Origin of the sequence: Streptomyces sp. BE20 (assembly GCF_036322525.1) — a bacterium.
In the GTDB taxonomy this organism is placed as follows: domain Bacteria; phylum Actinomycetota; class Actinomycetes; order Streptomycetales; family Streptomycetaceae; genus Kitasatospora.
Genome location: NZ_JAQYWW010000939.1, coordinates 62,843 through 79,576 on the forward strand (window position 1 = coordinate 62,843; position 16,734 = coordinate 79,576).

General features: G+C 74.6%; 14 protein-coding genes. 5 read left to right on the top strand and 9 right to left on the bottom strand.

The genetic code is table 11. The features are described 5' to 3' along the window. Window positions 1-6 precede the first annotated feature (6 nt). From PUR61_RS22310 to PUR61_RS22335, 6 genes are all read right to left on the bottom strand, one after another. A complete protein-coding gene (locus PUR61_RS22310) occupies window positions 7-498 on the bottom strand; it encodes a bpX5 domain-containing protein (RefSeq protein WP_329881057.1) in 492 nt (163 codons plus the stop codon). Continuing rightward, window positions 495-1,772: an AAA family ATPase gene (locus PUR61_RS22315; RefSeq protein WP_329881059.1), complete on the bottom strand. Its 1,278-nt coding sequence runs from the start codon at window positions 1,770-1,772 to the stop codon at window positions 495-497. The genes PUR61_RS22310 and PUR61_RS22315 overlap by 4 nt, the downstream gene beginning before the upstream one ends. 64 nt (window positions 1,773-1,836) lie before the next feature. Next, complete coding sequence (narI, locus tag PUR61_RS22320) at window positions 1,837-2,562, bottom strand: respiratory nitrate reductase subunit gamma (RefSeq protein ID WP_329881061.1); 726 nt, start codon at window positions 2,560-2,562, stop codon at window positions 1,837-1,839. 13 nt (window positions 2,563-2,575) lie between these two features. After that, window positions 2,576-3,199: a nitrate reductase molybdenum cofactor assembly chaperone gene (gene narJ / locus PUR61_RS22325; RefSeq protein ID WP_329881063.1), complete on the bottom strand. Its 624-nt coding sequence runs from the start codon at window positions 3,197-3,199 to the stop codon at window positions 2,576-2,578. After that, window positions 3,196-4,833 (bottom strand): nitrate reductase subunit beta, encoded by a 1,638-nt coding sequence (gene narH, locus PUR61_RS22330; protein ID WP_329881065.1) that lies wholly within the window; start codon window positions 4,831-4,833, stop codon window positions 3,196-3,198. The genes narJ and narH overlap by 4 nt, the downstream gene beginning before the upstream one ends. After that, entirely contained in the window at window positions 4,833-8,528 is a 3,696-nt protein-coding gene (locus PUR61_RS22335) for a nitrate reductase subunit alpha (protein ID WP_329881323.1), read from the bottom strand. The genes narH and PUR61_RS22335 overlap by 1 nt, the downstream gene beginning before the upstream one ends. A gap of 274 nt (window positions 8,529-8,802) precedes the next feature. Between PUR61_RS22335 and PUR61_RS22340 the strand changes: the two genes are divergently transcribed. Next, entirely contained in the window at window positions 8,803-9,786 is a 984-nt protein-coding gene (locus PUR61_RS22340; RefSeq protein WP_443035220.1) for a tellurite resistance/C4-dicarboxylate transporter family protein, read from the top strand. Between the two features lie 107 nt (window positions 9,787-9,893). Here the strand turns inward: PUR61_RS22340 and PUR61_RS22345 are convergent, their stop codons facing one another. Both PUR61_RS22345 and PUR61_RS22350 read right to left on the bottom strand, forming a co-directional pair. Next, complete coding sequence (locus PUR61_RS22345) at window positions 9,894-10,772, bottom strand: ABC transporter permease (RefSeq protein WP_329881069.1); 879 nt, start codon at window positions 10,770-10,772, stop codon at window positions 9,894-9,896. Next, complete coding sequence (locus PUR61_RS22350) at window positions 10,769-11,683, bottom strand: ABC transporter ATP-binding protein (protein ID WP_329881070.1); 915 nt, start codon at window positions 11,681-11,683, stop codon at window positions 10,769-10,771. The genes PUR61_RS22345 and PUR61_RS22350 overlap by 4 nt, the downstream gene beginning before the upstream one ends. Before the next feature lie 133 nt (window positions 11,684-11,816). Between PUR61_RS22350 and PUR61_RS22355 the strand changes: the two genes are divergently transcribed. The 4 genes from PUR61_RS22355 to PUR61_RS22370 all read left to right on the top strand — a co-directional run bounded on the left by PUR61_RS22355 (window position 11,817) and on the right by PUR61_RS22370 (window position 15,762). Beyond that, a complete protein-coding gene (locus PUR61_RS22355; RefSeq protein ID WP_329881073.1) occupies window positions 11,817-13,154 on the top strand; it encodes a sensor histidine kinase in 1,338 nt (445 codons plus the stop codon). Continuing rightward, window positions 13,151-13,837, top strand: coding sequence for a response regulator transcription factor (locus tag PUR61_RS22360; RefSeq protein ID WP_329881074.1), 687 nt, complete (start codon window positions 13,151-13,153; stop codon window positions 13,835-13,837). The genes PUR61_RS22355 and PUR61_RS22360 overlap by 4 nt, the downstream gene beginning before the upstream one ends. A gap of 137 nt (window positions 13,838-13,974) precedes the next feature. Beyond that, window positions 13,975-14,661, top strand: a complete 687-nt coding sequence (locus tag PUR61_RS22365) for a transcriptional regulator (protein WP_329881075.1) — start codon at window positions 13,975-13,977, stop codon at window positions 14,659-14,661. Window positions 14,662-14,988: 327 nt separating this feature from the next. Then, window positions 14,989-15,762 (top strand): maleylpyruvate isomerase family mycothiol-dependent enzyme, encoded by a 774-nt coding sequence (locus PUR61_RS22370; protein ID WP_329881076.1) that lies wholly within the window; start codon window positions 14,989-14,991, stop codon window positions 15,760-15,762. Between the two features lie 253 nt (window positions 15,763-16,015). Here the strand turns inward: PUR61_RS22370 and PUR61_RS22375 are convergent, their stop codons facing one another. Continuing rightward, window positions 16,016-16,627, bottom strand: coding sequence for a hypothetical protein (locus PUR61_RS22375; RefSeq protein WP_329881078.1), 612 nt, complete (start codon window positions 16,625-16,627; stop codon window positions 16,016-16,018). Between the last annotated feature and the right edge of the window lie 107 nt (window positions 16,628-16,734).

Here is a 16,734-nt window from a genome sequence, read left to right on the forward strand (position 1 = left end):
CGGCGGTCACCGGGCGGCCCTCCGGATGTACGGGGTGAGAGCCTCGGGGTCGGTCGCGGGGGCGGGCGGGGCGGCGACGAGGGCGTGGCCGGGGGTGAGGACGCAGAGCTGTCCGCCCTCGGCGCCGAGGGCGGTGCGCCAGAGGACGGCGGCGGGGACGGGCCGGGCGGTGGTCGGCACCAGGAGCCCGCCGTCGTGGCCGAGGTAGCGGGCGCCGTCCGCCCAGGGGAGGTCGTCCTCGGCGCCGAGGACGAGCAGTGCGGTGTCGTCGGCGAGGACGCCGAGCCGGGCGCCGTCGGCGATCCGGTCCCGGGTGGCGGCGGCCAGCGCGGGGACGGCCTCGTCGGTGGCGAGGACGGCGGCGGCGGTGAGCGGCGGTTCGCGGCGCTCCCAGCCGAGTCTGACGGCGGGCGGGGCGGCGGGAGCGACGGAGGGCGGTGCGGCGGGAGCGACGGCCGGAGACGGGGCCGACGGGGCGTCGGGCGGCACGGTGGTCACGAGGGCGCGACCGCCGCGACCAGCTCGGCCCGTATGCCGGCCAGGCCGGCGGGAAGGTCCGCGGGGGCGAACCCGGCGTCGATCTCCCGCAGGGCGGCCTCCAGCCGGAGCCGCGCGTCGCGGCCCCCGGGCAGCTCGCGGTGGGCGGCGAGCAGCTCGGCCCCGGTGCGGGTGAGCCGTTCGGCGCGCGCGGCCGAACTGCGCGACAGTTCCTCGGCGGCGTGCACGAGGCTCTGGTTGGCGGCCTTCTCGATGAGGTCGCCGAGGGTGTCGCGGGCGAGTGCCTGGGTGTCGGCGGTCGGGGCGATCAGCGGCAGCACCCACAGGTCGCGGGCGGAGGCGGTGGTACGGCCGTCCAGGACGGCGGCGGCGGCGACCAGCCGTTGCGATCGGACGGCCCGCCGGTCGCCGATCGGCACGCCGGCGGCGCGCAGCCGGCGCAGCCCGGCGCCGAGCAGCGGGGTGACGTCGTCCAGGTCGCAGGTGCGGGCGGCGGCGGCGAGCCGGTCGAGGGCGCCGAGCAGGTCGGTGGGCCGGACGGGGGCGGCGGCGGGCCTGCGCCCGGCCTCCAGCAGTTCCTCCAGCCGGGCGTCGGCGACCGGCTCCACGAACACGCGGGCGAGGAAGCGGTCGGCGAAGGCGGCGAGCGCGGGGTCGTCCGGCAGGTGGTTGGCGGCGCCGACACAGACCCGCAGCGGGCTGGCGAGGACGGTTCCGCCGCGCCGGAAGACGCGGTCGTTGAGCAGGCCGAGCAGGGTGTTGAGGACGGCCGTGGAACCGAGGAAGACCTCGTCGAGGAAGGCGATGTCGGCCTCGGGCAGCATGCCGGCGGTCTCGAACTCGACCCGGCCCTCGCGCAGGCTGCGCAGGTCGACGGGGCCGAACAGCTCGTTGGGTTCGGTGAACCGGCCGAGCAGGTACTCGAAGTAGCGTCCGCCGAGCTGCGCGGCGACCCGGCGGACGGCCTCGGACTTGGCGGTGCCGGGCGGGCCGACGACCAGCAGGTGCTCGCCGGCGACCGCGCAGAGCGCCACGACCTCGGCCACCGTCTCACGGTCGATCATGCCCCGGCCGGCGGCGGCCACGGCGGCGCCGATCAGTTCGGCGTCCGGCCGGAGCGCGGCGGCGGGGTCGGCCGCCGGGTCGCCCGCCCGGCCGTCCACCAAGTCGCCCACGAGGTCGCCCGCGAGGCCGTCCGCAGGGGAGGGCGCAGGTACGGGCTCGGGTGCGGGTTCGGCCGTGCGGGCGGCGGTCGGGATGCTGGTGTCGGTCACGAGCACCGGAGTCTACGGTGGCCGTACCGGGGGCGACCAGCGGTTTCGGAGGGGGCCGGAGGGGTCAGTACTTGATCCGCTCCCAGCCCCGCTTCGGCGCCCGGTCGGCGAGCTGCTCCGGGTCGCGGCTGCGGTAGACGATGTAGGGGCGGAACAGGTACTGCACGGGGGCGCTGAACATGTGGACCAGGCGGGTGTACGGCAGCAGGGCGAACAGCGCCAGACCGACCACCGCGTGGAGCCTGAACGCGAGCGGGACGTCGGCCATCAGCCCGACGTCGGGCCGGAGGGTGAACAGGCTGCGGGCCCACGGGGCGATGGTGGTGCGGTAGTCGTACCCCTCGTTCACCGAGGAGTGCATCAGCTTGGCGACCAGTCCCAGGACGATCGCACCCAGCAGCACGACGTACATCAGCTTGTCGTTGCGGGTGGTGGCGCGGAACACGGCCGCGTTGCGGCGCCGGCGGTAGAGCAGCATCAGGATCCCGGCCACCGCCAGGGACCCGGCCGCGCAGCCCGCGAAGAGCGACACCAGGTGGTAGGCGTGCTCGTCCAGGCCGACGGCGTCCGTCCACGAGGCGGGGACGAACAGGCCCATCAGGTGGCCGGCGAGGACGAAGAGGATGCCGTAGTGGAACATCGGCGAGGCGATGTTCAGCAGCCGCGACTCGTAGATCTCGGAGGAGCGGGTGGTCCAGCCGAACTTGTCGTAGCGGTACCGCCAGACCAGGCCGGAGACCAGTAGCACGACGGCCAGGTACGGCAGCACGCCCCAGAGGAAGGTGTTCATCGGCGGACTCCGCTCAGGAGGGCAGGACGGGGAGCAGGCCGAGGTGGCCGTAGGGCGGATCCGCGTCCAGGCCCACCTGCTCGCGCGGCGGCCCGCTGCGGGCGAGCGCCCGGGCGGCGGCCCGGTCCTTGGGGGACGGTCCGGGCAGGGTCGCGCAGACGGCGACGAGGACGTCGGCGTACGGCGTGCCGTGCTCGGTGAGGGCGAGCCGCAGGAGTTCGAGGGCCGGCCGGTGCTCGCGCAGCAGCGCGTCCGAGCCGGTGGCGGCCGCGAACTCCAGGACCGCGGGCAGGAAGTCGGGGAGCTCCTCGTCGGTGAACTCCAGGCCGTGCGCCCGGTAGACCTCCTTGAACCGGACCAGGGCCTCGCCGCGCCGCCGGGTGTCGCCGTCGGTCCACCAGCTGAGGTGGAGGCTGTGGCGCTGGGTGAAGTCGAAGGTCTCGACGTAGTCGGCGGCGAGTTCGGGGGCGGAGCGCGTCCCGGCGCGGGCGAGGAAGGCGCGCAGCGGTTCGGCGGCCGGGTGGCGGACCGGCCGGAGCTCCGCCGCCAGCAGCCGGAGGGTACCGGGGGCGTCCCGGTCGGGGTAGCAGAGCAGTACGGCGGCGGCCCGGCGCACCAGGGCGAGGTCCTCGGTCACCGGGGTTCCTCCTCGTCGGTCCGGTCGGCGGTCTGGCGTCTGCGCAGGGCGTGGAAGCTCTCGATCGTCACCATCGGCAGGGTCCGCCGGCCGGAGTCGGCGCCGACGGGCCCGTCGGCGCCGTCCGGCCCCATGCCCGGCCCTCCTTCGTGGTCGAGTCCGCAGCCGGTGGGGACGGCGGACTCCTCCAGCCGCTCGGCGTCGGCCCGCGCGGCGGTCGGGATGACGTACCGGTCCTCGTACTTGGCGACGGCGAGCAGCCGGAACAGCTCGTCGATCTGCGGACCGTCGAGACCGACGGCCCGGGCCGCGGCGAGGTCGGGCTCCCGGCCGAGGTTGACGGAGCGCATGTACGAGCGCATCGCGACGAGCCGGTCGAGGGCCGCGCGGACCGGGCGGGTGTCGCCCGCGGTGAACAGTTCGGCGAGGTATTCGAGCGGGATCCGCAGGGCGTCGATCGCACCGAAGAGGTTGCCGGGGTCCTCCCCGTCGTGGCCGCTCCGGGCGACCTCCTCGACGACCGGCGAGAGCGGCGGGATGTACCAGACCATGGGCATCGTCCGGTACTCCGGGTGGAGCGGCAGCGCGACCCGGTAGGTGCTGATGAGGGTGTGGACCGGCGAGCGGCGGGCGGCCTCGATCCAGTCGTGCGGGATGCCGTCGCGCTCGGCGGCCCGCCGCACCTCGGGGTCGGCCGGGTCGAGGAAGACACCCAACTGCGCTTCGTAGAGGTCGTGTTCGTCGGCCACGGAGGCGGCGGCGGCCACCCGGTCGGCGTCGTAGAGCATGACGCCGAGGTAGCGCAGCCGACCGACGCAGGTCTCGGAGCAGACGGTGGGCAGGCCGACCTCGACGCGCGGGTAGCAGAAGGTGCACTTCTCGGCCTTGCCGGTGCGGTGGTTGAAGTAGATCTTCTTGTACGGGCAGCCGGTCACGCACTGGCGCCAGCCCCGGCAGCCGTCCTGGTCGACGAGGACGATGCCGTCCTCCTCGCGCTTGTAGATCGCGCCGGACGGGCAGGCGGCGACGCAGGACGGGTTGAGGCAGTGTTCGCAGATCCGGGGCAGGTAGAACATGAAGCTCTGCTCGAACTCGAAGCGGATCCGGCGGCCCGCCTCGGTGCGCATCCGCTCCACGTTGGGGTCCTCGGGCCCGTACGTGGGCGCGCCGCCGAGGTCGTCGTCCCAGTTGGGCGACCACTCGACCGTCATCGGCTTGCCGGTGACGAGCGAGTGCGGACGGGCGACGGGGTAGTCGTCGCCGAGCGGCGCGTCGGTGAGGGCCCGGTAGTCGTACGTCCAGGGCTCGTAGTAGTCCCGGAGGGTGGGGAGCACGGGGTTGGCGAAGATCGAGGCCAGCTTGAACAGCCGGCTGCCCTGCCTGAGCCGGAGCCGGCCCCGCCGGTCGAGCCGCCAGCCGCCCCGCCACTTCTCCTGGTCCTCGTAGCGGCGCGGGTAGCCGAGTCCGGGGCGGGTCTCGACGTTGTTGAACCAGGCGTACTCCATGCCCTGCCGGTTGGTCCAGGTCTGTTTGCAGGTGACGGAACAGGTGTGGCAGCCGATGCACTTGTCGAGGTTCATGACCATGGCGACCTGGGCCATGACGCGTCCGACGGGAGCTTCACGCTGGGACATCAGTACCGCACCTCCTGGCTGCGGCGGCGGATCACCGTCACCTCGTCACGCTGGTTCCCGGTCGGGCCGAAGTAGTTGAACGCCCACGAGAGCTGGGCGTAGCCGCCGATCAGGTGGGTCGGTTTGAGCAGCACCCGGGTCAGCGAGTTGTGGATGCCGCCGCGCCGCCCGGTGGTCTCCGACCGGGGGACGTTGACGGTGCGTTCCTGGGCGTGGTGCATGTAGACCGTGCCGGGCGGCATGCGGTGGGAGACGACCGCGCGGGCGACGACGACGCCGTTGCGGTTGACGGCCTCGATCCAGTCGTTGTCCTCGACGCCGATGGCCGCCGCGTCCTCGACCGACATCCAGACGACCTGTCCGCCCCGCGAGAGGGCGAGCATGAAGAGGTTGTCCTGGTACTCGGAGTGGATCGACCACTTGTTGTGCGGGGTGAGGTAGCGGACCGTCACCTCCCGCTGCCCGTCCGGTCCGAGGGCGGGTTCGCCGAACAGCCGGTGCATGTCCAGCGGCGGCCGGTAGACGGGCAGCGCCTCCCCCAGCTCGTGCATCCAGTCGTGGTCGACGAAGAAGTGCTGCCGGCCGCTGAGCGTGTGCCAGGGCTTGAGGTGCTCCGTGTTGAGGGTGAACGGGCTGTAGCGGCGCCCGCCCGCCTCGCTGCCGGACCACTCGGGCGAGGTGATCACCGGGACCGGCGCGGCCTGGGTGTCGGCGTAGCCGATCCGCCGGCCCTCGTGCTCGGCGGCGAGGTGCGCCATCTCCTGCCCCGTACGGGCCTCCAGGGTGCGGAACCCCTGGGTGGCCAGCCGGCCGTTGGTGGTGCCGGACAGTGCCAGCACGGTGTCGGCCGCCTTGACGGCGGTGTCCAGCGCGGGGCGGCCGTCGGCGGGGCCGCCGCGGACCACCCCGTTGAGGCGCCTGAGGTACTCGACCTCCTCGTCCGGCCGGAGGGCGATGCCCTTGGCGGGCAGGCCGAGCCGTTCCACCAGCGGGCCGAGGGCCGCCATCTTGGCCCCGATCGCGGTGTAGTCGCGTTCGACGACGGTCAGGTTCGGCAGGGTCGCGCCGGGCACCGGCGCGCACTCCCCCTGGCGCCAGTCCAGGGCGACGCCGCCGGGCTGCGCCGTCTCGCCGGGGGTGTCGTGCTGGAACGGGGTGGCGACCAGGTCGTGCCGGGTGCCGAGGTGGTCGCGCGCCAGCTCGCTGAAGCGCCCGGCGATCGCGTGGAAGGCCTCGAAGTCGGTGCGCGCCTGCCAGGGCGGGTCGATCGCCGGGGTGAAGGCGTGCACGTACGGGTGCATGTCGGTGGAGGAGAGGTCGTGCTTCTCGTACCAGGTCGCGGCGGGCAGCACGACGTCCGACAGCAGCGTCGACGAGGTCATCCGGAAGTCCAGGGAGAGCAGCAGGTCGAGCTTCCCCTCCGGTGCCTCCTCGTGCCAGCGGACGTCGCGGGGGCGGACCGACTCGTCGGCCTCGCGGGCGCGCAGCGAGGAGTGGGTGCCCAGCAGGTGCCGGGTGAAGTACTCGGCGCCCTTGCCGGAGGAGCCGAGCAGGTTGGCCCGCCACAGCGTCATCACCCGGGGCCAGTTGGCGGGGGCGTCCGGGTCCTCGCAGGCGAACCCGAGCCGCCCGGCAGCGAGTTCGTCGACCACGTGGTCCTTCGGGTCGCGGCCCCGGGCCCGGGCCTCGTCGACCAGGTCGAGCGGGTTGCGGTCGAACGTCGGGTAGGACGGCATCCAGCCGAGCCGGGCCGAACGGGCCAGCAGGTCGACGGTGGCCAGGCCGCGGAACCGGCCGGTGCCGAGCGGGGACGCGAGGACGTCGGCGGAGAAGGTGTCGTAGCGCCACTGGTCGGTGTGGAGGAAGAACCACCCGGTGCCGATCATCTGCCGGGGCGGGCGCGCCCAGTCGGCGGCGCCGGCCAGGGTCGCCCAGCCGGTCGACGGGCGGCACTTCTCCTGGCCGACGTAGTGCGCCCAGCCCCCGCCGTTGCGGCCCTGGCAGCCGGTGAGGGTCAGCAGGGCGAGGAACGTGCGGTAGATCGTCTCGGAGTGGAACCAGTGGTTGGTCCCGGCGCCCATCAGGATCATGCACCGGCCCTCGGACTCCTCGGCCGTCCGCGCGAACTCCCGTGCCACGCGCACCGCCTGGGCCGCCGGCACGGAGGTGTGCAGCTCCTGCCAGGCGGGGGTGCCGGGCGTTCGCCCGTCGTCGTAGGAGGACGGCCAGTGCCCCGGCAGGCCGGCGCGGCCGACCCCGTACTGGGCGAGCAGGAGGTCGTACACGGTGGTGACCAGCGGCCCGTCCGGGCCGCCGAGCCTGGTCGCGGGCACACCCCGGCGGACGGTCTCGCCGCGGCCCTGGCCGTGCTCGCCGCCCTCGGTGTCGAAGCGCGGCAGCAGCACCTCCACGGGCTCCGCGGCCCCGTCCGCGTACAGCGACAGGCGCGGGCGGACGTCCTGGAGGTCGAGGTTCCACCGGCCCTTGCCGGACTCGGTCCAGCGGAAGCCGAGCGAGCCGTTGGGCACGGCCGGGCGCCCGGTCGCCTCGTCGAGCACGGCGAGCTTCCACTCGGCGCCCTCTCCGGTGTCGCCCAGGTCGCTCGCCCGGACGAACTTGTCGGCCACGAACGCCCCGTCCCGGGCGGTGAGCGTGACCAGGAACGGCAGGTCGGTGAAGCGGCGGACGTAGTCCTCGAAGAACGGCGTCGGCCGGTCCACGAAGAACTCGCGCAGGATCACGTGCCCCATCGCGAAGGCGAGCGCGCCGTCCGTCCCCGGGTGCGGGTGCATCCACTCGTCGGCGAACTTGGTGTTGTCCGCGTAGTCCGGGGAGACGGCCACCACCTTCTGGCCCCGGTAGCGGGCCTCGGCCATCCAGTGCGCGTCCGGGGTCCGCGTGACGGGCACGTTGGAGCCCCACATCATCAGGTAGGCGGCGTCCCACCAGTCACCCGACTCCGGGACGTCGGTCTGGTCGCCGAACACCTGCGGCGAGGCGACCGGCAGGTCCGCGTACCAGTCGTAGAAGGAGAGCATCGGGGCGCCGATGAGGGAGTGGAAGCGGGCGCCCGCCGCGTGCGACACCATCGACATCGCGGGGATCGGCGAGAACCCGGCGATCCGGTCCGGGCCGTACTGCCTGACGGTGTGGACGTGCGCGGCGGCGATGATCTCCACCGCCTCGTCCCAGCTCGCCCGGACGAGTCCGCCCTTGCCACGGGCCCTCTGGTAGGCGCGGCGGCGCTCCGGATCCGCCTGGATGTCGGCCCAGGCCAGCACCGGGTCCTTCAGCCGGCCCAGCGCCTCGCGGTACAGCTCCAGCAGCGTCCCGCGCACGTACGGGTAGCGCACCCGGGTGGGCGAGTAGGTGTACCAGGAGAAGGCGGCGCCGCGCGGGCAGCCGCGCGGCTCGTACTCGGGCCGGTCCGGGCCGACGGACGGGTAGTCGGTGGCCTGGGTCTCCCAGGTGATGATCCCGTCCTTGACGTAGACCTTCCAGCGGCACGACCCGGTGCAGTTGACGCCGTGGGTGGAGTGGACGACCTTGTCGTGGCTCCAGCGGTCCCGGTAGAAGGCGTCCGACTCGCGTCCGCCGGTGATCCGCACGCTGTGCAGGTCGGCCGCCGCCGTCCCGGGGCGGAAGAACCGGCCGGCCCGCAGCAGCGGGGCCCCCGGCTCGCCCGCCGGCCCCACCTCGCCTGTTCCGCTCGTCTGCCCCGGCTCGCTCGTCGGCTCGCGCACCTGGCACCTTCCCGTTCCGGACCCGCCCGTGGGGCCCATCGAACCCGAGGGCGGCCCGGCGCGCGCGGCGGGAGGTCCCATCGGGTGGGCGGCCTCCCCCGCACGGGGCCTTCCCGTCCGACCCCGCCCTGTTCCGTCCCGTCCCGCCCCGCCCCGTCCCGTCCCGTCCCGTCCGACCGGCGTGCGGGGGCGTTCCGACTGGCGGGACCGGCGCGCGGGCGCTGCCATGGAGGTCATGAACGAGCCCAGCGACCGCCGGTGGGCCGCGCCGCCCCCGGGGGCCGGCGCGGTGGTGATGGCGACCGGGATCATCTCGGTCGGCTTCCACCTCACCGGCTTCGACGTGCTCTCGACGGTGGCCCTCGTCCTGGCCGCGGCGATCTGGCTGCTCCTCGCGGCCGGCTTCGCCGCGCTGCTGGTCGGCGACCGGCGGGGCTGGACCTCCCTCGCGCGGACCCCGCCCGCCCTCACGGCGGTGGCCGCCACCGACGTGCTCGGCGTCCGGCTCGACCTGCTGGGCTGGACCGGGACGGCCGCCGCGCTGCTCGTCCTCGCCGCCGCGGCCTGGCCGGTCCTGCTGACGGCGGTGCTGCGCCACCTCGGGCGGCGGATGCCGGGCGCGGCGTTCCTGATCTGCGTCGCCACCCAGGGCCTCGCCGTACTGGCTGCCGTCCTCGCCCCGCAGACCTCCGACTGGCTCGCCCGGGCGGCCCTGCTGCTGTTCCTGCTGGGGCTGGTCCTGTACGGGGACGCGCTGTTCCGCTTCGACCTCCGCCAGGTGGCGGCGGGGGCCGGCGACCACTGGGTCGCGGGCGGGGCCATGGCCATCTCCGCCCTCGCGGGTTCCAAGCTGCTCGCGTCGGGGGTCTGGTCGGGGACGGCGCACTCCGTCCTGCGGACGACCACCCTCGTCCTGCTGGCGCTCGCGCTCGCCTGGTACCTGGTCCTGCTCTGCGCCGAACTCCTGCGCCCCCGGACCGGGTACGACCTGCGCCGCTGGTCCACGGTCTTCCCGCTGGGCATGACCGCCGTGGCGTGCCTCTCCACGGCCGCCGCCGCGCAGGTGCCCTGGTTGGACACGCTCGGCCGCCCGCTGCTGTGGGTCGCCGCGGCGGTCTGGCTGCTCACCGCCTGGGGGGCGGTCCGCCGGGTCCGGCGGGTCCGCCCGTCGCGGCGGACCGGGGAGCCCATCGCCGTCCGGGACGGCTGACCCCGCGAGGTCCCGGCGGCGCTCCGGCCGGGCCGCCCGGGGCCTTGCGGGCTCCCGGCTCGCGCGCTCCGGGCCGCCGGGCTGCCGGGCTGCCTGCGGCGCGAACCTCACAGATCCCGGCGGCGCAGGACGATCACGGCGACCAGCAGGGAGAGGACCGGCCAGGCCGCGTACGCCGCCCAGGAACCGCCGACCGTCGCCGGGTACGGCGGGAGGAGCGTCTCCGTCAGGTCGACCCTGGCCAGCCGCTGCCAGGCGGTGAGCGGCATGGCGTGCCCGACGAGGGCCGTCCAGCGGTTGCTCTCGGAGAAGGACGCCGGGGCGAGGAAGAGCAGCAGGACCGTGGTGACCACGGTGCCCGCGGCGTGCCGGATCAGGACGCCCAGAGCCAGGCCGACGAAGGCGCAGACCGGGGCCAGCAGCGCGGCGGCCGACACGACCCGCAGAGCGCCGGGGTCGGTGATCGACAGGCCGAGGTGCCGGCCCGACAGGATCGCCTGGCCGAAGCCGAACGACACGCCCGCGGTGAGGCCGCCGTAGCCGAGCATGACCGCCGCCAGGACGGACGCCTTGGCCGTCACCACCGCGCGGCGGTCGGGGACGGCCGCGAGCGTGGTGCGGATCATCCCCGTGGCGTACTCGCTGACGATCACGACGGCGCCGACACTGCCGGCGACGATCATCACGATGTCGGCGGCGAACACGGTGAACGAGGCGTTCGTCGCGGCCCACGAGGCCCCGGCCGCCGACACCGGGTCGTCGGGGGTGGTGTGGTCGTAGGTGTACTTCGCGGCCTTGAGGTTGGCGCCGATGACGACCAGGGCGCTCACGCCCAGCACCCACGGCATCGAGCGGAGCGACCAGAACCTGATCCACTCGGCGGCGAACAGGTCGCGGAACCGGGCGCGGGGCTCGGTGCCGGCCCGGGGCACGGTGGCGGTCCGGGGCCTGGGCGGGGCACCGATCGGAGTGGTGGGCGCGCTCATCGGTGGTCTCCTGCGGCGTACTCGACGCTGTCGGCGGTGAGTTCCCTGAAGGCGTCCTCCAGGGAGGCCGCACGGGTGGTCAGCTCCTGGACCAGGATCCTTCGTTCGAGGGCGAGTTCGCCGATCCGGCTCGCGTCGAGGCCCGTCACGGTGAGCGAACCGTCACCGCCCTCCGGCCGGACGGTGCCGCCCGCGGCCCTCAGCACGGCCGCGAGCGCGGCGGGTTCGGCGGTACGGACGGCCACGGCCTGCCGGGTGCCGCGGGCGGCGAACTCCGCCACGCTCTCGGCGGCGATCAGCTCGCCGCGCCCGATGACCACCAGCCGGTCCGCGGTGTGCTCCATCTCGCTCATCAGATGGCTGGAGACGAACACCGTCCGGCCCTCGGCCGCGAGGCGTCGGAACAGGCCGCGCAGCCAGAACACCCCCTCCGGGTCCAGCCCGTTGAGCGGCTCGTCGAACAGCAGCACCGGCGGATCCCCGAGCAGCGCCGTCGCGATGCCGAGCCGCTGCCTCATACCGAGCGAGTACCCGCCGATCCGGCGGCCCGCCGCCCCGGCCAGCCCGACCTCCTCCAGCACCTCGTCCACCCGGCCGCGCGGCAGCGCGTTGCTCCGGGCCAGTGCCCGCAGATGGGCCCGGCCGCTGCGACCCCCGTGGACGTCGCCCGCGTCGAGCAGGGCGCCGACGTGGCGCAGACCGCGCGGCCGGTCCCGGAACGGGCGGCCGTCGACGGTGACGGTGCCGCCGGTGGGGTCGTTGAGACCCAGGACCATGCGCAGGGTGGTGCTCTTGCCGGCGCCGTTCGGCCCGAGGAAGCCGGTGACGTGGCCGGGGTGGACGGTGAAGGTGAGGCTGTCGACCGCGGTGGTGCGGCCGAAGCGCTTCGTCAGTTCACGGACTTCGATCATGGGCTCAACGGTGCCGGGGCCGGGCCCGCCGGGGCATCGGACCGGGGTCGACACCCGACCGGAGGGACTGTCACCCCTGGTCGTACGACCGTGGTCCGATGGCGGGGCCCGGTCGCCTGGATACGATCACCGCATGTCAGCGCCGCTCCCCCCGCCCCTGTCCACGTCCCCGGCATCGTCGCCGCCGTCGCCGTCGCCGGGGACCGTGCCGCCGGCGAAGCGCGTGCCGCCGGGTGTGTGGACGGCCCTGGCCTGGTGCCTCTCGCTGGTGTACCCCTTCGTGGTGGTCGGCGCGCGCCCGCACACCGTCCCGTCCGACCGGCCCGGCCTCCCCCCGGAGCTCCAGGGCTGGACCACCACCGTGCTCGCCACCCTGGTCGCGTTCACCGCCGCCGCGCTGCTGCGACGGTGGCCACTGCTGTCCACGGGCCTCCTGCTCGCGGCCACCGTCGCGCAGACGGAGACCTGGCGCTCCGACGTGCAGCTGCCCCCGACGGCGCTGCTGGCGGTCGACGCCGCGCTCTGCCTGGTCGCGGCCACCCGGCCGCGTCGCGCCTCGCGCGCCGTCTTCGCGTTGGTGCTGGGCGTGCTGGTCGCCCACCTGGGCATGATCAGCGAGCTCGGCGGCGGTCTGCTCAGCGGTACCGGCGTCGGCGCCTCGGACGGGGGCATCCTGGTCGCCGTCATCGCCTGGCTGGTCGGCCGGTCCGTGCGCCAGTCCCGGGAGCACGCCGAGACGTTGAGCGCCCGGGCGGCCACCCAGGCCGCAACCGCCGAACGGCTGCGCATCGCCCGCGAGATGCACGACACGGTGGCGCACAGCATCGGCATCGTCGCACTACAGGCCGGCGCGGCACGGCGGGTCATCGACACCCGGCCGGACCGGGCCCGCGAGGCCCTGGCCGAGATCGAGGCCGCGGGGCGGGAGACGCTCGCCGGCCTGCGCCGGATGCTCGGGGCGCTGCGCCAGGCCGACCGGGAGGACCACGCCGGCACGGACGCCGCCCGGGTCCCGGCTCCGCACGCGGGCACGGGCGCCGCCCCGGACGCGGGCGCCGAACCGACTCCGCCGCACCGGCCACCGGGCCTCGCCGGACTGGACCGGCTCACCTCCGCGACGACGGCCGCCGGCGTGCGGGTCGACGTCCACTGGCACGGCGAACGGCGCCCGCTCCCGCCGGAGGTCGACCTCGCCGCCTTCCGCATCATCCAGGAGTCGGTCACCAACGTGGTCCGCCACGCGGCCACCCCGTCCTGCCGGGTGTCCGTCGACTGCCGGAACGCGGACGAGGTGGCCGTCGAGATCACCGACGCCGGCCTCGGCCGCAGGAACACCACCGGCAGCGGCTACGGCCTCGCCGGTCTGCGCGAGCGGGTCGCCCTGCTGAACGGCGAGTTCCACGCCGCGCCCCGGACGGGTGGCGGCTTCCGGGTCGCGGCCCGGTTGCCCGTGCCGGGAGGGGTGCGATGACCGTCCGCGTGGTGCTGGCCGACGACCAGCCGCTGGTCCGGGCCGCGTTGGAGATGGTCATCTCGGAGACCACCGACCTGGAGGTCGTCGGCGAGGCCGGAACCGGCGCCGAGGCGGTCCGGCTGGCCGGGGAACTGCGCCCCGACGTCGTGGTGATGGACATCCGCATGCCCGGCATGGACGGCATCGAGGCCACCCGTCTGGTCACCGCCGGCCCGGAACCGGCGCGCGTCGTGGTGCTCACCACCTTCGACGAGGACGAGTACGTCTACGCCTCCCTGCGGGCGGGGGCGTCCGGATTCCTCGTCAAGGACATGGCGTTGGACGACATCCTCGCCGCCGTCCGGGTGGTCGCCGCCGGGGACGCCCTGATCGCGCCGAGCGTCACCCGGCGCCTGATCGCCGAGTTCGCCGGCCGGCCCGAACCCGCCCCGGCGCCGGCCTCCGCAGTTGCGCCGGTGGCGGCGGCGCGACGGATCGGCGGCGTCACCGACCGGGAGCGGGAGATCCTCACCCTCGTCGGGCGCGGCCTGTCCAACGGCGAGATCGCCGGGGAGCTTGTCCTGTCGATGGCCACCGTCAAGACGTACGTGACACGGCTGCTCTCCAAGCTCGACGCGCGTGACCGCGTCCACCTGGTGATCCTGGCGTACGAGGCGGGGCTGGTCACACTGCCCCGCTGAGCAGGCCGCTCCCCTCCGGGCTTCCTTCCCGCCGGGCTTCCTTCCCACCCGCCTCCGCCGTGTCGACCGCACCTCCCGCGGCTCCCCAGGGTAGGAATGGCTCGCGGGGGCCGGAGCGGCGAGGCGGAGGACCACCGATGGCGACGGACGGGCAGATCGTACGGCAACTGCACGACCTCCGGACCGAGTTGGCTCCGGACGGTGAACCGCCCGCACTGGTGGCGGCGTTCGCGACCGGCCGGGGCCGGCTGGGGGTGCTCGCCGAACTGGCCGCCCAGCAGCAGCGGATCATCACCTCCGACCGCCGCAGCCTGCTGCTGCTCGCCACCCGCTGCGCCGACGCACCGCTCGGCGCCTGGTTCGCCGCACTGGCCGACGGCGAGAGCGCCGCGCTGGACACCCTGCCCGCCCTGGGTTCCGCCTGCGGGCTGTCCGCCGAGGCGGTGGCCCGCCCGCCGATGCCCGGCTGCCAGGCCTACCCGGCGTATCTCGCCTGGCTGGCACTGAACGGGCGGCCGGTCGCCGTCGCGGCTGCGCTCGTCGCCAACTTCGCGGCCTGGGGCCGATACTGCGCAGCCCTCGCCGAAGCGCTCCGCCGCCACCACGGTTTCGAGGACGAGGCGTGCGCGTTCTTCGACTTCTTCGGCCGGCCGGCCACCGGGCCGGAACGGGCCGCCGCCGAGGCGATCGGAGCGGCAGGGCTGACGGCGCGGGAGACGGACGCCGCACGCGAGTACGGCCGGCTCCTGCAAGCGTTCGAACAGCTCTTCTGGAACACGCTCGCCGAGCTGCCAGGCGGCTGGTTGGACGAGCGGAACGTTTGACAACGATTCCCTTCAGTCCCCCTCGGGCGTCTCCGTGTTCGGATCCGCCGACGTCTCCGCCGCGCCGGACCCGGCCCGGCTCAAGGCACGGATCCGCTCCACGGCCACGGCCTGACCCCGGCCTCGGCCTCGGCCTCGGAGGAGTAGATGCCGAGCAGCTGACGTCGTCGCCGTCCTGCTCGTCGAACGTAGTGGTCGAAGTCACCGTCGGCGAGCGGTGCGCGGCGTTTCAGGACGGCTTCGGCCCCGGCGCTCCGCCCGGCCGTCGACGCGTTCGTCGGACAAATTCGCTACCTGGCGGCCGGAGCGCCGTGATACACAACCGGGGTGCAAAACACTTTGGAGTTCCCCGAGGTCCTGCGGCTGATCGAAGACCGTTCGGCCGCGTTCCGCGCCGCGATCGCGTCCGCGCCCGACCTCGACGTCCAGGTCCCGGCCTGCCCGGACTGGACGCTGCGCGAACTGGCGCAGCACCTCGGCGACGGCCGCCGCCGCCAGGCCGCCATCGTCGCGGCGGGCCCGGGCGCCGAGCCCCCGGCGAAGACGGACCCGAAGGGCGCCCCGACCGCGCCCCGCGACCGCGAAGCCCTGGACGCCTGGCTCGCCGAGTCGACCGGGCTCATGCTCGACGCGATGCGCGAGGCCGGCCCGGACCGCGGCTGCTGGACCTGGTGGGGCCGCTCGCAGGCCCCGGAGACCAGCGGAGCCCTGGCCAGGCACCAGATCCAGGAGATCGCCGTCCACACCTACGACGTCCAGCTCACTCAGGGGGCCGCGCAGCCGCTGCCGACGGACGTCGCGGTCGAGGGCGTCGACGAGTTCCTGACGACCGTTTCGGCGACGACCGTCCCATGGCCGTTCAAGCCGGCGACCATCGACCTGCACGCGACCGAGGGCCGCTCCTGGCGCCTGACCCTCAACGCCGACGGCGTCCACTGCGACGACCTCGCCGCCGACGCGGAGCCGGGCGACCTGGCGATCCGGGGCGCAGCGAGCGAACTGGTCCTCTACTTCTACGCGCGCATCCCGCTCGACGGCCTGGAGATCACGGGCGACACCGAGCCGATGGACCAGCTCGCGGAGTGGGACCCGAACGCGTAGGACGCGCACTTGTGACACCTCTGTCGGTCGTGCGCGCGCTCCTGCGGGCGCCGCCGGAACCGGAGTTGCGACCATCGCGCGGCTACGGGCAGGCTGCGGGCCGCCGTGGACGAAGGCCACGCCGCAGGTGCGCTGCAGGTCGTCGGGAGCCGGTCGGGCCGTCCCCGCTCGGCCCGGTTCCTACGACGGTGGGCCGGACACCGCGCGGGCCGCACTCTGCGTTCGGGTGCGGCCCGCGCGGGGTGCCGTCCGGTCAGACCTGCCAGTGCGGCTTTCCGCTGACCATCCGGCAGGTGATCACCCGGCCACCGGCCTCGTGGGTGCTCTTGCCCAGGTCGTCGTTGCGGCAGAACTGGCCCGCCTTGTAGCAGTTGCCCGCGTTGGAGCGGATCTCGCAGTCCCCGGCCGCAGCCGCCTTGGTCTCGGGGGCCTTCGGCTCGGCGACCGGCGGCTCCGGGTCGGTGGGCGGCTGGGCCGTGGTCACCTTGGGCTGCGGCGCCGCCTTGGTGGGCGTCGGCTGCGCCTTGGGCGTCACCGGTGCGGCGGGCTGGACCGGCTTGGTGGGCTGGGTCTGCGGCGCGGGCGGCTGCGCGACCGCGGGGGGCGGCACCGCGACGTCCGTGGTCGGCGCGGCGGTCGGCGCCGGCGGGGTCGTCGGCTGGACGGGCGCGGGCGTGGTCGGCGGGACCACCGGTTCGGGCGCGGTCGCGGGGACGGTGGCAGCCGCGGTGGCGGACGTCGTGGCGGCCGAGGTGACGGTGTCCGCCGTCGTGGGGTCACAACCGGTCAGCGCGAGACCGACGGTAAAAACGAGTCCGGCGACGGCGGCCAGGCCGCGACGACCGCCGCGCATCCGTGAAGGCATGGACGTGAACGCTCCGTTCCACTTGAAAGAGGATCGTGAGTCAATCAGCTCTTCCACCGGACATGTCCATCGTTCAAGCACTTGTGAGCAGATCGAGATCTGGCGAT